This is a genomic window from Alkalibacterium putridalgicola, assembly GCF_900109825.1.
In the GTDB taxonomy this organism is placed as follows: domain Bacteria; phylum Bacillota; class Bacilli; order Lactobacillales; family Carnobacteriaceae_A; genus Alkalibacterium; species Alkalibacterium putridalgicola.
Map to the genome: position 1 here is coordinate 13,454 of NZ_FOBL01000009.1, position 13,102 is coordinate 26,555.

The following is a 13,102-nucleotide window of genomic DNA, read 5'->3' on the forward strand; positions in this document are numbered from 1 at the left end:
ATATTGATCCTGAGAGAGGCTTGTCTCATATAATCTACTTGGTATAATATATATTATGTAAACCAAAACAAAGAAAATGAAACCAGCGATCAAGATACGTTATTTCTTGATTAAATCCCCTATTTTTTGCTTTATTTCCCTTAAACTTTCTTCACTTGGAATTGATCGCGTATTTATTACTGATTTATCTGTTTTTATCGTGATCAAGTCTGTCCGGCAGAGATTTAATTTTCCAGACGGTCTTGAATCTTAGACGACTTGAAAACATTTTGAGCTGTGCTGCTCGCTCATCTTATCAACTGATTCAACGTAGTCTTTAGTTGTCGTGGTTTCTAACTTTTTTTCCAGATAATTCGCTATACTATATTTTTCTCGAACATCACCGTAAACTGATTATTCTTCAAGCATTGATCTTTTTGACCACAATTAAATAATCTGAGCAATCGCGACTAATTATATCAGTCGATCAATCATCAGCTAAGAAAAAACCGTCTCAGCGACGATCAGCTATAAACTGAGTCGTTGAGACGGTTTGACGTGCATTCTAAGCCGTTTTCAGCCAGACTGGCTGACACCTAGACCTTAACAGCCATTACAGCACGCCGTATAATGCTTCTTCGATGTTTTCCAGACGTTTCAGTGCGTCACTGTAGTCATCTAAGGAACACTGCATGATTTCACTGAGTTCGTCCCGCAATTTTTCAACTTTAGAGACGCGTCTGTAAACAGCAAAAACGGATACCGGAAATCGACGGTCGATTTTTGACTTTAAAAGCGTCTCGCGTCGGTCTAAAGCATAGCGTACATGATTGATGCGTTCATCTAAACACATGATACCAACTCCTTTTCTGAATGTTAACCACAAAAAAAGCACCACTTGAAATAAAGTCGTGCCGAAAGGCGTTGGACTTATCTTCCAAGATTTCTCTTGTTGGATTTAGCACAGTGCCGCATGCGGTCTGCTGCTGAAGCTTCACAGGGCCAATTCCCTCCGCTTACTCTAGATAAGGTGTTTATGTGATTAGCTTAAAGATACTCTAAAAACATTGATTTGTCAACGTTTATGACTTGTGAGCCGCTCCGAGATAAAGAAAAAAAGAGAGTCTCCTCTTCTCCCCCCTCCTCCCTCTCCTCTTCCAGCTCAAGAGACGCTTTTGAACGGAAGACTGCAGGGTAAAGCTGTCTGCATGATTTAAAGGCTTTTGCGTATCTCATCGATCTCGTTCGCAAATTCTGGAATGACCAGCTCGAAATAAATGCCGAGATTTTGATCGCGCTCGACGGTCGTGCTGTGACGCAGTGATTTTTCAATGTAGTCAGAACTTTTTATCACTGCTTCTTTGACTGAATAACCCAATAAGTAATACGCCGTGATGAAGCTGACTGAAATGTCACCGACCCCTTTGAACCACACGTCTTCTTTCCCGTGCATGTGGTAGACGGGCTTGCTGTTTTCTGTATAAATGTAGTAGCCGGTCTCTTCCTCGCGTTTGTCTTTGTTTTGATAGACACTCGTCAAGACGACGTTCTTAGCTCCCAGGTCACAAAGTTTTTGAGCGATTTTCGGGTAATCTTCTGGCCCAAGGTCTTCTGAATACGGGTAATCGGTGATCAGGCAGGCTTCGGTCAAATTCGGGACGATGATGTCCGCGTACTTGACGAGTTTGCGGAATTTCTCTGGAAAATCTTCGCTGAAACCAGCGTACAGCTTGCCGAAATCAGCCATGATCGGGTCGATGATGACCGGCATGTCACGCTCCAGTGAATCGAGGTAATCGATCACGGTCGTTATCTGTCTGCTGTCGGCAAAGTAACCGGTGAGCGCCCCTTTGAACTGGATATCCAGATCTTTCCAGTGAGCCAGGATCGCGTCAAACGACTCATTTAAATAGTGCTTGACGATGCCTGGATAGCCTAAGGTATGGGTCGACAGCAGCAAAGTCGGCAGCAGCGCGACTTCAAACTGTGCCGCTTCCAGTATAGGCAGATTGGACATGCCGGCCACTTTAGCGACGCCCGGCAGATCGTTGATCACTAACACTTGTTCACTCATTTTTTCATCTCCTGTTCCTCGAATATTTCGTTTGTAGCTAGTTGGTTAAGGCAATGACTTCGATTTCTATTTTGGCACCGATCGGAAGCGCTCCGACTTCGAAGGCTGTTCTTGACGGATACTGGCCTTCTTCAAAAAATCCAGCATAGACAGCGTTGAAGGCTTTGAAATCACTGATATCATCGAGAAGTACTGTGGTCTTGATGATGTTGTTCATGCCGCTGTTGTTTTCTTCCAAAATGGCTTTGATGTTTTTAAGCGCCTGCTCAGTCTGGCTTTCGATCGTTTCGTCAACAAGTGACCCAGTACTTGGATCCATTCCGAGCTGGCCGGAGGTATAGATCATGTCTTTCACGCGAGTAGCGATCGAGTAAGCACCGATCGCTTTTGGTCCCTTTTCAGCAGATAATCTTTTCATGATAAAAAACTCCTTTTAGTTAGATATTTTTGTACGTGCGCCCAGGCGTTCGACCTGGCGGGCAATTTCGATTTCTTCATTTGTCGGTACATTCAGTACGGTAATACGTGAATCTTCAGTGGAAATGACGGCTTCTTTTCGCGTATCGTTTTGAACCGTGTCGATCGTCATGCCGAACCAGGACAGGCCGCTGATGATCATGTCGCGGATGTTCGGTGCATTCTCACCGATGCCTGCGGTAAAGACGATGGCGTCTGCCCCGTTCATCTCAGCAATGTAGCTGCCGATATACTTTTGAACACGGTTGACGAAGATCTCCAGAGCCAGTTTGGCCCGGACGTTCCCGGAAGCGGCAGCTGTTTCAACGTCGCGCATGTCGCTGGAGATGCCTGACAGGCCTAAGAGACCGGATTTATTGTTCAGGATCTTGATCATGTCATCGACCTCAGTGAGATCCAGTTTCTCCATCAAGTACGGCAGGATCGACGGATCGACGTCTCCCGAACGCGTTCCCATGGTCAGGCCGGCAAGCGGTGTGAAGCCCATTGATGTATCGACCGAACGTCCGCCGTCGACTGCAGCGATGGATGCCCCGTTCCCCAAGTGACAGGTGACGATCTTCAAGTCTTCGATCGGTCTGTCAAGGAGCTCTGCTGCGCGTTTCGCAACAAAACTGTGACTCGTTCCGTGGAAACCGTATTTGCGCACGCCGTACTTTTCATAGTACTCGTAAGGAATGCTGTAAAGGTAGTTCTCTGAAGGCAGCGTGGCATGGAAGGACGTATCGAAGACGGCGACCATGAGTGTGTCCGGCAGCATGTCCTTGAAGCTTTTGATCACTTTAGCCTGCGGCGGGTTATGCAAAGGTGCTAGATAGCCGAGTGAATCGATCTGATGAACGACGTCGTCCGTGATCACGACGGAATCCGGGAACAGTTCGCCGCCTGAAGCGACTCGATGCCCTACCCCCTTGATCTCGCTGCTGTCTTTAACGACTGACAGGATGTAAAACAGCTTGAACAAGAGATCGACAGCTTCTTCATGATTAGCGATGTCTTTCGTCTGCTTGAAGGTCTTCTCTTCCCCGTCAGACAGGTAGTCGATGGAAATGATCGACTCGCTCAGACCGATCCGTTCGATCAGACCCTTGGCGATGACTTTTTCTTCTGGCATAAGAAACAGCTGAAATTTCAGGCTGGAACTGCCTGCATTGACCGATAGTATTTTTTTCATTTTTATGATCTCCTTATGGACTGATCTTTGAATAAGAATAAGCCAGAGAGAAAAGATAAACGTTCATTCCTCTTCTGGCTTAAACCTATTTATCTGATCTATGTGTTTGCCTTAGGCTTTCTTAACGACTTTGACGGCTTTCGCTGATTTTTTTTTGGAAGTGACCAACACATACAGTCTGTAGACGATAGCGACGGCATAAACGCCTAAGCCGATGCGTCCTGAGACAGACATCAGTACGTTGATGATTTGAGCGTAAGATCCGAGGAAGCTGATCCCGAAAGCAAGCAGGATGATGGCGATCCCGATCATTTTGTACCTTGTTGTTCCGCGTTCCGCGAAGTAATCAGCTGCGATCAAAGCGATCGGTGCAGTCGTCGTATAAGATGCTGCGACGATCATTGCGACTAAAGCGACAGCCAGTCGTGGTGTATGTGCCATAGCGACACTCACGTTTGGAGCAGCTGCGCCGATGACTAAGCTGATGTTGGCGACTTGAGACGTGATCATCAAACCTGTAAGCAGTGCGAGGATGATGAATGCAGCGGCCAGCCAGGTCACTGTCTCTTTGTTAGAGGCATCTGGGTCGACGGTGTAGGTGCTGACAAAATAAGGAACAAGGAATAAGATCAGATACGAGTGATGCAGAACGGTCGATACGAGCCATGAATCACTGGTTCTAAAGACCTCATCGTTTGCCAGGATGAATTCTGACCCGCCCGCGATACCGTCTGCTGGATCGATCAGGCTGATAACGAATACCAGAACCATAGCGATCAGAATGAATGGTGCGATCTTACTAATGATATCGATCATTTTCTTGAAGCCGACCAATACCGACATGATCAAAAGCAGGACAAGTCCAACGGAGCCGACAATATAAGGCAGACCATAGAACTGATTCACGATCGATCCGGTCCCCGATATGAGCTGGAGCAAAGTGAAAAAGACGAAGGCTGCGGTGTAATAGTAAACGGCTGTCCCGACATACTTCCCTAAGAACCAGATGAAGACATCTTTAGGTTCTGACAGTTTGTGTTTTTTAGCAACGAAGATGACGGCAAAGGCCAGCGCTGCGATCGAGATCTGGTTAAGTATCACGCCCAAGATCCCCATGACACCGTGTGTGCCGTATGACTGGAAGAACTCCTGTCCTGTCCCTGTTGAAGCACCGATATAATAGGCGATCATTGCACCCGTCATGCCGAAAACGAAGGACGGTCGTACACTTCTTTTTTTGTTTTCCATAGCTTGATTCCCCTTAACTTTCGTTTGGTTTGACGTTCTCTTAACAAACAAGCACGATCATCGACACCTCTCGCAGGATCTGCCTCCAAAGTATTCAAGGATTAAAAGCACGCCCACCGCAGGATGATGTGACCGCTATGGGCGTTTTTGCTTTTAATGTCAGGCAGCTGCTGAGAACGGTCTTAACAGCTGATTTAAAACGTTAGGTGTGTGTCAAGGATCAAACAGTGAACAGTTTACGTGGGAAGTTGGCCAGTGTTTCGTAGCCGTCTTCAGTGATAACGACCGACTCACTGATCGATACGCCGAAGTTGTCCAAGTACATGCCTGGGATACAGTGGAAGGTCATACCAGGTTCAAAGACCGTTTTGTCTCCCGGACGCAGGCTAGCAGTATGCTCGCCCCAGTCAGGCGGGAAGTTGAGTCCCATAGAATAGCCGATACGTGATTCTTTGTGGAAGCCGTGTTTCTTCAGCACTTTGTTCCAGGCTGCTTCGACCATTTCAGCTGTATTGCCAGGCTTGAACTGCTCCAAGGCAGCGTTCAGTCCTTCGATCGTGATTTCAGCAATACGCTTCACTTCTTCACTTGGTTCGCCGATCGCGATCGTACGGGCAAGTGGTGAGTGATAACGCTGGTGTGCGCCTGCGATCTCGACCGCTACGACAGTGTTTTCTGGATATTTCTTGTCCGACCAGGTCAAGTGCGGTGCGCCGGCTGTTTCGCCTTCTGGAAGCATCGGCACGATCGCTGTATAGTCGCCGCCGAACTCTTCTGTACCTTTGATCTGTGCGTTGTAGATAGCCGCAACGACGTCGTTTTCACGCACACCGGCAGCCATGGTGTCGATCGTTGCCTGCATGGCTTTTTCTACGATCTTGCCGGCACGTTTCATCAGCTTGATTTCTGCTGGTGATTTGACGATGCGGACCCAGTTGACGATCAGGTCGCCGTTTTTGAAGTTGGCATCCGGCAGGCCTTTTTGCAGCTGAGCGTAAGCTTTGGCTGTGAAGTAGTAGTTATCCATTTCAACGCCGATGTTTTTCTTGTCCAAGCCCAGTTCTTTCACGACTTTAGCGACATAGTCCATTGGGTGTTTCGTCAGACTCTGGACATGATCGTCACTGTAAGCACGGACATGCGCTTCGTCTAAGTAAGTGGTTTTCACAACGCCGCTGAAAGCATCCATGTATCGTCCGATGAAGTAAGGCATTTCTTCGTTCACATCGACCAGAACCATCTGATGGACGTAGAATGACCAGGCATTGTGGCCGGTCAGGTAACACATGTTTGCCGGATCTGAAACGAGCAGGACGTCGATATCTTTCTCTTTCATGCTCTTTTTCACTTTGTCTAAACGGGTCATGAATTCTTCTCTTGGAAACATTGTCATTGTATTGCACTCCTTTTAAATCGTATTTTTTTTATAGTTTAAGGCTGTAGATTATTTCAGGAACTCCAGGGCTGAATGGACATGGAATTTCACGCCGGTGATCAGCGTATCTTCATCGATGTCAAAGTTTGGTGCATGATGCGGATATGTGGTCCCTTTGCTTTCGTCACCCGTACCGATAAAGACGAAGGCTCCAGGCACGTTGTTGCGGTTGATGAATTCAGAGAAGTCTTCCCCGGCCAGACAGAAGTAAGGCTGGATCTGATCCGCTGTCGTGAAGTTCGGCAGCACACGCTCTTTCAAGAAGGCGACACTTTCTTCATCGTTGATGACTGAATAGCTGCTTGGCACGATCTCGATGTCGTAGTCGATATCATGAGCGGCGCAGATCCCGTCGATCAGACGTCTGAATCGTTTGCGTGGATGTTGAGGTGTATCATCGTCACCGTCGTACAGGTAACGCAGCGTGCCTTCCATCGTGACCGTATTGGCTAAGGCGTTGTAAGAACCATCAGAAACAACTTTGCCGAATGCGATGACCGTTGGATCAAGAACCGAGATCTCACGTGTCTGCAGGGTCTGTGCCGACGTGATGATGTTTGCTGCACACGGTACCGGATCTTTGGCTTCGTGAGGAGCTGACGTGTGTCCGCCGCGACCTTTCAAGATCAGCTTGAAGATGAACATTTCTGCCATGACGGGTCCTGACTGGATACCGATCTTGCCACTCTCGACTTGAGACCAGAGATGGACACCGAAGGCAGCGTCGACTTTAGGGTTTTCCAAGACTCCCTCTTCGACCATGAACTTGGCCCCTTCTTCTTCTTCATTTGGCTGGAAGACGAGCTTGACGTTGCCTGTCAGTTCACTTTGGTGATTCTTCAAGACTTTGGCTGCGATCATCAGCATAGACGTATGGCCGTCGTGACCACAGGCATGCATCACACCGGGGTTTTCAGATTTGAAGGGTAAGTTTGTCTCTTCAGTTACTGGAAGCGCATCCATATCGCCGCGCAGTAAAATCGTTTTGCCGGGTTTTGGTCCTTCGATCAAGCCGACGACACCGGTATTGAACATGCGCTGAGTCGGGATGCCTAAATCGTTCAGGTATTTCTCGACGATTTCAGAGGTGCGGAACTCTTTCGTCCCCAGTTCTGGATGACGGTGAAAGTCACGACGCAATTCGATCAGTTCATCATGGTGAGACTGGATCTCTTCTTCTAAAACAGTTAAATCCAAGACATTTTGAGCCATTGATAAATTCCTCCTGTCATATCCTTTAACTGGCGCCTGCCTGCATGACGTAAGTCTTTGCGTCACACAGGATCCAGGCAGCAGCTTTTATTTTTTTAGATTGTATTAGATAAGGGCTAGTGACTGTTCCAGGTCTTCGATCAAGTCTTCCACATCTTCGATACCGACTGAGATTCTGATCTGTCCGTCGTAGATGCTTGATGCTTCTCTTTCTTCAGGTGACATGTCGAAGTGACTCATAGATGGTGAGTGCTGGATCAGTGAGTCAACGTTGCCTAGACTTGTTGCCAAGCTGAAGACTTTCATGTTGTTCATGACAGTACGGACAGAATCCATGCCGCCGTCCAGGTCGAAACTCATCAAGCCGCCGAAGCCGCCGTGCATTTGCTTCTTGGCGATCTCGTGTGTCGGGTGGCTTTCAAGGCCTGGGTAGTAAACGTTCGTAATTTTTGGATGTTTCTCAAGATATTCGGCGACCTTCATGGCATTCTGACACGTGCGTTCCATGCGGATACCCAGCGTCTTCATGCCTTGAGTGACCTGCCATGCACCGAATGGGTCGATGACGGAGCCTAGTGTCTGAAGATATGGCATGCGGCAGCGGTCGATGCGTTTCTTGTCGCCAACAATCACACCGGCAGTAACAGAACCGTGACCAGCCAGGAATTTCGTAGCTGAGTGAACCACCAGGTGGGCACCAAGTGTAAGCGGGTTCTGCAGATAAGGTGAAGCGAAGGTTGAGTCAACGATCAGTGTCATGCCTTCATGTTCTTCTACGATGTCAGCGACATCTCTAATGTCTGTGATCTTAAGCGTTGGGTTCGCAGGTGTTTCCACGTAAACGACTTTCGTGTTTTCCTTGATCGCGTCTTTGATGTTCTGCGGATCTGTTGTATCGACACGTGTGATCTCGATCCCGTAGTTGTTCAAGACCTGTGCGAACAAGGTGTAGCTGCAGCCGTAGATAACGTCGCCGATAACTGCGTGGTCGCCGGCTTTAAGTGAGCTCATGACTGCGATGGAGATCGCGCCCATGCCTGAAGCGACCGCAAGTCCAGCTTCGCCTTTTTCAAGGACAGCCATTCTCTTTTCCAGTTCGTCAGCGTTCGGTCCGCCAAAGCGTGTGTAGACATACCCTTCGTCAACGTTCTGGTTCAAGTGGACGGCGCTATCAAAATCCTTCAGTATGTATGTGGATGTTTGATAGATCGGGCTCACGTGAGTCATGGCTGATGGCTTGTAGCTTCCTTCTACCACCGCGTGTTTTTGTGCTGAATGTAACAAGTCTGTATTCATTCCCATTTTCTATTCCTCCATTTTCGTATTTTTTAATTTGTAGTGATGGTTTATCAATTTGTCGAAATCGATAGGTCAGTATTGTTTCCGCTTACATCTTTTGATGAAAAAATTTGATTCGTTCATTATCATCTGCTTTCTTTTCTCTTTGTTTCTTTGATTAACCTTATGATATACTAACGGTAACGCTTCATCAACGTACAATAGTGAAGGAATTATCAATCGGTTTGTACTACACATTGTAGGAGGAAAAAATGTTAACTCTTAAAGATATCATGGATATGGACATCCTGAAAGACGCCACGGTAATCAATGAACCAGAAGATTTTTCAGAAGTAAAGGTTGATTATATCTCTGTCCAGGAACCTCCTGTAGAAGGCTTTGTACGTGAGAACGAGATCGTTATCTCGACAGCGGCCGCCCTGGACGATACGGCTGAACTGACCCGATTCATACAAGATGTCTATCAGGCAAAGGCTGCTGCCCTCATCTTCTCTTTCAAACCCGGTTCACAGAAAGAACTCAACCAGGACGTCATCGACTTGGCGAACGCGCACCAGCTTCCGCTTATAGAGATTCCCTGGAACGTGCGTTTTTCGGATGTCATCGAGGCTGTGACAAAGGAACTGAAAGCAAAGGACTTACATAACGAATCCACATGCATCAAGCTGCAGGAAAAACTGCTTCAGCTCTATTTTATGGATGAATCGCTGGAACATGTGGCCGAACGTGTTGCCGTCACGACCGGTCATTCCATCAAAATTACGGATAAGCACAAAAATGAAAAAGGCCGCTACATCTTTGACGATGCAGAAGCCTTTCATGAAATAGAAATAAAAGTAAACAACACATTGTATGGTTATTTATATATTGCTGAATCTCCCCATACGGATGAAGAACCAGTCGACATCGATCTTCTGAATCATTATATCAATGTGCCCCTGTCCCTCTGGTTCGAAAAAGAGGAAGTCATCAATATAACAGGCTTGAAACTTAAAAATGATTATGTCTGGAAACTGGCTATCGAAAAAGACACGACACCGGAGATAGTGAATCAAGGTGTTCAACTTGGTTTCAATATGGATGCCCTCTACTTCTGTGTGCTTCTGAAGATCCATTCGCATAGGCATGCGGCTGACCATTACCATTCCACGATGATCACGAAGATCGAGAAAAAAATAATCGTTCTATTGCAGAAGAAAAACATTCAAGCCATGATCAGTTTCAAGAACGACAGATTTATTCTGTTCCTGGAAAATCAGCCGGAGCTGGATACAACGGCTCTACTTGATGAGATCGAACAAGTCCTTTCAGAAATGGACCCCTCATTCAGATATCACTGGGGCATTGCGGAACGCACGTCAGAAAAAAATGCATTCCCGGAACAATACAGGAAAGCGAAAATCGCACTGGAACAAGCATTGGACTTGAATATTTCACGTCTGGACTTCAGGCAAAGCCGTATCACCAGCCTGATCAACCAGATGACACCACGCCATAAAGTGCGCGAACAAGCCTATGCCCTTTTGGATGTGATCATACAGAATGACCGCTATAACGAAAATGGCATGGACCTCATCCAGACAGTGATCGTGTATATCAAAACGAATTTGAATACCAGTGAATCGTCACGTGAATTAAGTATCCACAGGCAGTCCCTGCTTTACCGGTTAGCTAAATTTGAAGAACTGACTACCTTGTCTCTGAATAACGCTGATGATTTATTCCTGCTTCAGTATTATCTGAGGCTCCTGGGCAAGTTTCAGTGAACGCCGATTTTTAAAGAGTCACTCGTATATAGTTAAATAAACGAGTGCACAGGTATATAAAGAAAAACACGATGATCCTATACTCCTGTGTGGCGGAATAGGATCATCGTGTTTTAACTGACAAGGATCAGCTTTTGCTTTTTCTACAGAAGTGCTTACATATACTGGCGCGTCAGTATTCGTTTACTTCAGGACTTTTTTGATCGATTCGATAAACAATTCAAAATGTCCCACATTGAATACGGGCAAAAATTCTTTTTTATTGCATATCTCGGAAGTGATGAAGATATCAATATCGCGATTCAAGTATTCCTGTTCCAGGTCGCTGATCAGTTGTATGTCAGCTGAATCATATGTATAAGCAACGGACCCGTTTCTTCCGTGTTTTTTGGCTATAACATAGGCCATAATTCAGTTTCCTTTCTCTATGTAGATAATGATATATACTATTTCTTTAGTTAGTTAAGGTCTATACATGTTAACAACGTACAAAAGATGTCAACATTTGTATTTTACGCTATTCTGTTTGGTTAATCCATACACTTATAAACAAAATGATGAATAAAATCAGTTTGAAGCACGTTTATGGATCTCTACCCTTCTCGATATGAAAACTATCTGAGGAAAAAGTTCTGTATTTCAAAGACTCAGTGTTCAGTTGGCTTTTTAGTTAAGGAAATAGACGTCTATTTCCGGAAGTCACTGGCTTGTTGTCCGATGAGTATGGGCTATACGCTTGTATAACAGGAACTCGAGTGTGAGTGTATTGGTGAGATGCGGTTATAGAGGCGTATAACTGGAACTGACGCTTGATCTTCTTGCTGAGTATCGGTTATAACGATGTATATCATTAACTGACGCGTGGGCGTCTTACTGAGTTGCGGCTATAGGGGTATATAATAGGAACTGGCGCATGACAGTCTTGCCGAGTTCCGATAATAGAGACGTATAACCTGAACTGGAGCGCGATTGCCCCACCGAGATACGGATATGAAGACACATAACGGTAATTCAAAACGTATTCCTCTTCTGAGTTCCGGTTTCATGGACCATAAAGATATTAGAGTGCTAGTTCTCGTGTCGAGATCCGTTAACTTCTATGCTACAGTCGCTTTCTATACTATTTATCCAAACTTAGCGTTATAATTAGACTAAACCTGGCACAAGGAGGTCCTTATCTTGATCGATGCACTCCATCTACATACAAACAATACCATTCCCATAGACGAACTGATGGCTTCGGCTGTGGGTGAATACACTAAAGAAAGACCCTTCCCTGCCGACAGATTCAAAACGGTTCCTTTATGGAAAAAGCTCTGGAATGAGCGGCGTCTTAAGAAGCTGATCAATAAGCTTTTGGATGACATCGAACCGTATCTTCCTGAAATAAAGGAGCATAGGGATGCTCCTTCAGAATTGTCTGCTTCAACATTGAATGCATTGAAGGTTCTCGTTACAGGGACCATGCACGCGATCGATGCGGAACATCTTTTGTTCGAGCGTCCCTTCCTGACTCACTTTATCGATCAGGGTTATCTGGATGTCGCTGAAGCCTTTATCTTTAAAGCCAGCAAAGAAGATGGCCAGTTAAGTCACGAGGAAGTGTTTCAGGCTCTTCGTAATGTCTGGATCATGAACAGCCTTCAGTTATGCTGGAATCTTCCTCTTGAACTGACGCCGCCGATATATGCCTACAGCATGCTTTATCCTTATACCGATAATTTACTGGATAATCCCATGATCAGTCCCGAGACTAAAGACGACTTCAACCAGCGTCTGGGCAAAGCACTGGCCGGTGAGCGTCTTTCATCTAACGATAAAGCGGAACAAAGGATCTTCACGTTAGTCGAACACATCAGCACACATTTTCCGCCGACCCGCTTTCCCCTCGTGACTGAAAGTATCCAGCTTATTCATGAAGGACAAGTTAAAAGTCTACTTCAAAGCAATGGGATGTCTTTAGACCAAGAGGAAATAAGGACGATCAGTTTTTTTAAAGGAGGTACCTCAGTTCTGGCTGATGCCTATTTGGTCAAAGGAACACTCACGAGCGATGAGATGGCTTTTGCCTTTCACTATGGGGCTTTCCTCCAGCTGCTGGATGACCTGCAGGATAAAGAAACGGATGAAGAAGTGGGAAGTCAGACTCTCTTCAGTTCGAAAAAGGATAAGGCAGCAGTTGATCAGGAAATCCGACGGTTGATCACGTATATCTTTACTGTAAATAAGAGAGAGCCAGAGGAGTCTGTTCCTTTCTCTCGTATGAAAGATGTGATCAGTCAGTGTACTCTTTTGATGGTGATGGAAGCGGTCGGAAAAAGTCCGGGGAGCGTGACACAGTCCCTCTATAAAGAACTGGAGACTTTTTCACATGTCCGTTTGACGTTTTATAAAGAACTGGAAAATAGACTGAGTGAAATTTTTAAGAATGAATAGAC

Annotated in this window: 11 protein-coding genes and 1 riboswitch; of the genes, 2 read left to right on the forward strand and 9 right to left on the reverse strand. The window is 46.0% G+C overall.

Annotation, left to right across the window (positions count from 1 at the left end; translation table 11 throughout):
- Positions 1–592: 592 nt before the first annotated feature.
- The 8 genes from BMX84_RS04200 to BMX84_RS04235 form a co-directional block, all read right to left on the reverse strand.
- The gene (locus tag BMX84_RS04200) at positions 593–832 is read right to left on the reverse strand and encodes a hypothetical protein (RefSeq protein ID WP_091487499.1); all 240 of its coding nucleotides are present in this window, start codon (positions 830–832) and stop codon (positions 593–595) included.
- Between the two features lie 74 nt (positions 833–906).
- A riboswitch (SAM riboswitch) is annotated at positions 907–1,011 on the reverse strand.
- A 181-nt stretch (positions 1,012–1,192) separates the two neighbouring features.
- Positions 1,193–2,053: a pyridoxamine kinase gene (locus BMX84_RS04205; RefSeq protein ID WP_091487501.1), complete on the reverse strand. Its 861-nt coding sequence runs from the start codon at positions 2,051–2,053 to the stop codon at positions 1,193–1,195.
- Between the two features lie 37 nt (positions 2,054–2,090).
- Positions 2,091–2,471, reverse strand: a complete 381-nt coding sequence (locus BMX84_RS04210) for a Rid family detoxifying hydrolase (protein WP_177165458.1) — start codon at positions 2,469–2,471, stop codon at positions 2,091–2,093.
- A 15-nt stretch (positions 2,472–2,486) separates the two neighbouring features.
- On the reverse strand, positions 2,487–3,704 hold the full coding sequence (locus BMX84_RS04215; RefSeq protein WP_091487504.1) for an acetate/propionate family kinase: 1,218 nt from the start codon (positions 3,702–3,704) through the stop codon (positions 2,487–2,489).
- Between the two features lie 111 nt (positions 3,705–3,815).
- A complete protein-coding gene (locus tag BMX84_RS04220) occupies positions 3,816–4,952 on the reverse strand; it encodes a hypothetical protein (RefSeq protein ID WP_091487506.1) in 1,137 nt (378 codons plus the stop codon).
- Between the two features lie 220 nt (positions 4,953–5,172).
- A complete protein-coding gene (locus BMX84_RS04225; RefSeq protein WP_091487507.1) occupies positions 5,173–6,345 on the reverse strand; it encodes a M24 family metallopeptidase in 1,173 nt (390 codons plus the stop codon).
- Between the two features lie 51 nt (positions 6,346–6,396).
- Entirely contained in the window at positions 6,397–7,599 is a 1,203-nt protein-coding gene (locus BMX84_RS04230) for a M20 metallopeptidase family protein (protein ID WP_091487509.1), read from the reverse strand.
- A 105-nt stretch (positions 7,600–7,704) separates the two neighbouring features.
- Positions 7,705–8,901, reverse strand: coding sequence for a trans-sulfuration enzyme family protein (locus BMX84_RS04235; RefSeq protein WP_177165459.1), 1,197 nt, complete (start codon positions 8,899–8,901; stop codon positions 7,705–7,707).
- A gap of 248 nt (positions 8,902–9,149) precedes the next feature.
- Here BMX84_RS04235 and BMX84_RS04240 point away from each other — a divergent pair, with 248 nt between their 5' ends.
- Positions 9,150–10,664, forward strand: coding sequence for a PucR family transcriptional regulator (locus tag BMX84_RS04240; protein WP_091487510.1), 1,515 nt, complete (start codon positions 9,150–9,152; stop codon positions 10,662–10,664).
- A 183-nt stretch (positions 10,665–10,847) separates the two neighbouring features.
- Here BMX84_RS04240 and BMX84_RS04245 read toward each other — a convergent pair whose 3' ends face one another.
- Entirely contained in the window at positions 10,848–11,072 is a 225-nt protein-coding gene (locus BMX84_RS04245) for a DUF6718 family protein (protein WP_091487512.1), read from the reverse strand.
- Between the two features lie 771 nt (positions 11,073–11,843).
- Here BMX84_RS04245 and BMX84_RS04250 point away from each other — a divergent pair.
- Positions 11,844–13,100, forward strand: a complete 1,257-nt coding sequence (locus BMX84_RS04250; protein ID WP_091487514.1) for a class 1 isoprenoid biosynthesis enzyme — start codon at positions 11,844–11,846, stop codon at positions 13,098–13,100.
- Positions 13,101–13,102: the final 2 nt, after the last annotated feature.

Excerpts from the sequence above, each read along its gene's own strand:
- BMX84_RS04205 (WP_091487501.1), bottom strand. The coding sequence starts at position 2,053 with ATGAGTGAACAAGTGTTAGTGATCAACGATCTGCCGGGCGTCGCTAAA.
- BMX84_RS04235 (WP_177165459.1), bottom strand. The coding sequence starts at position 8,901 with ATGGGAATGAATACAGACTTGTTACATTCAGCACAAAAACACGCGGTG.
- BMX84_RS04225 (WP_091487507.1), bottom strand. The coding sequence starts at position 6,345 with ATGACAATGTTTCCAAGAGAAGAATTCATGACCCGTTTAGACAAAGTG.
- BMX84_RS04220 (WP_091487506.1), bottom strand. The coding sequence starts at position 4,952 with ATGGAAAACAAAAAAAGAAGTGTACGACCGTCCTTCGTTTTCGGCATG.
- BMX84_RS04240 (WP_091487510.1), top strand. The coding sequence starts at position 9,150 with ATGTTAACTCTTAAAGATATCATGGATATGGACATCCTGAAAGACGCC.
- BMX84_RS04210 (WP_177165458.1), bottom strand. The coding sequence starts at position 2,471 with ATGAAAAGATTATCTGCTGAAAAGGGACCAAAAGCGATCGGTGCTTAC.
- BMX84_RS04245 (WP_091487512.1), bottom strand. The coding sequence starts at position 11,072 with ATGGCCTATGTTATAGCCAAAAAACACGGAAGAAACGGGTCCGTTGCT.
- BMX84_RS04230 (WP_091487509.1), bottom strand. The coding sequence starts at position 7,599 with ATGGCTCAAAATGTCTTGGATTTAACTGTTTTAGAAGAAGAGATCCAG.
- BMX84_RS04200 (WP_091487499.1), bottom strand. The coding sequence starts at position 832 with ATGTGTTTAGATGAACGCATCAATCATGTACGCTATGCTTTAGACCGA.
- BMX84_RS04215 (WP_091487504.1), bottom strand. The coding sequence starts at position 3,704 with ATGAAAAAAATACTATCGGTCAATGCAGGCAGTTCCAGCCTGAAATTT.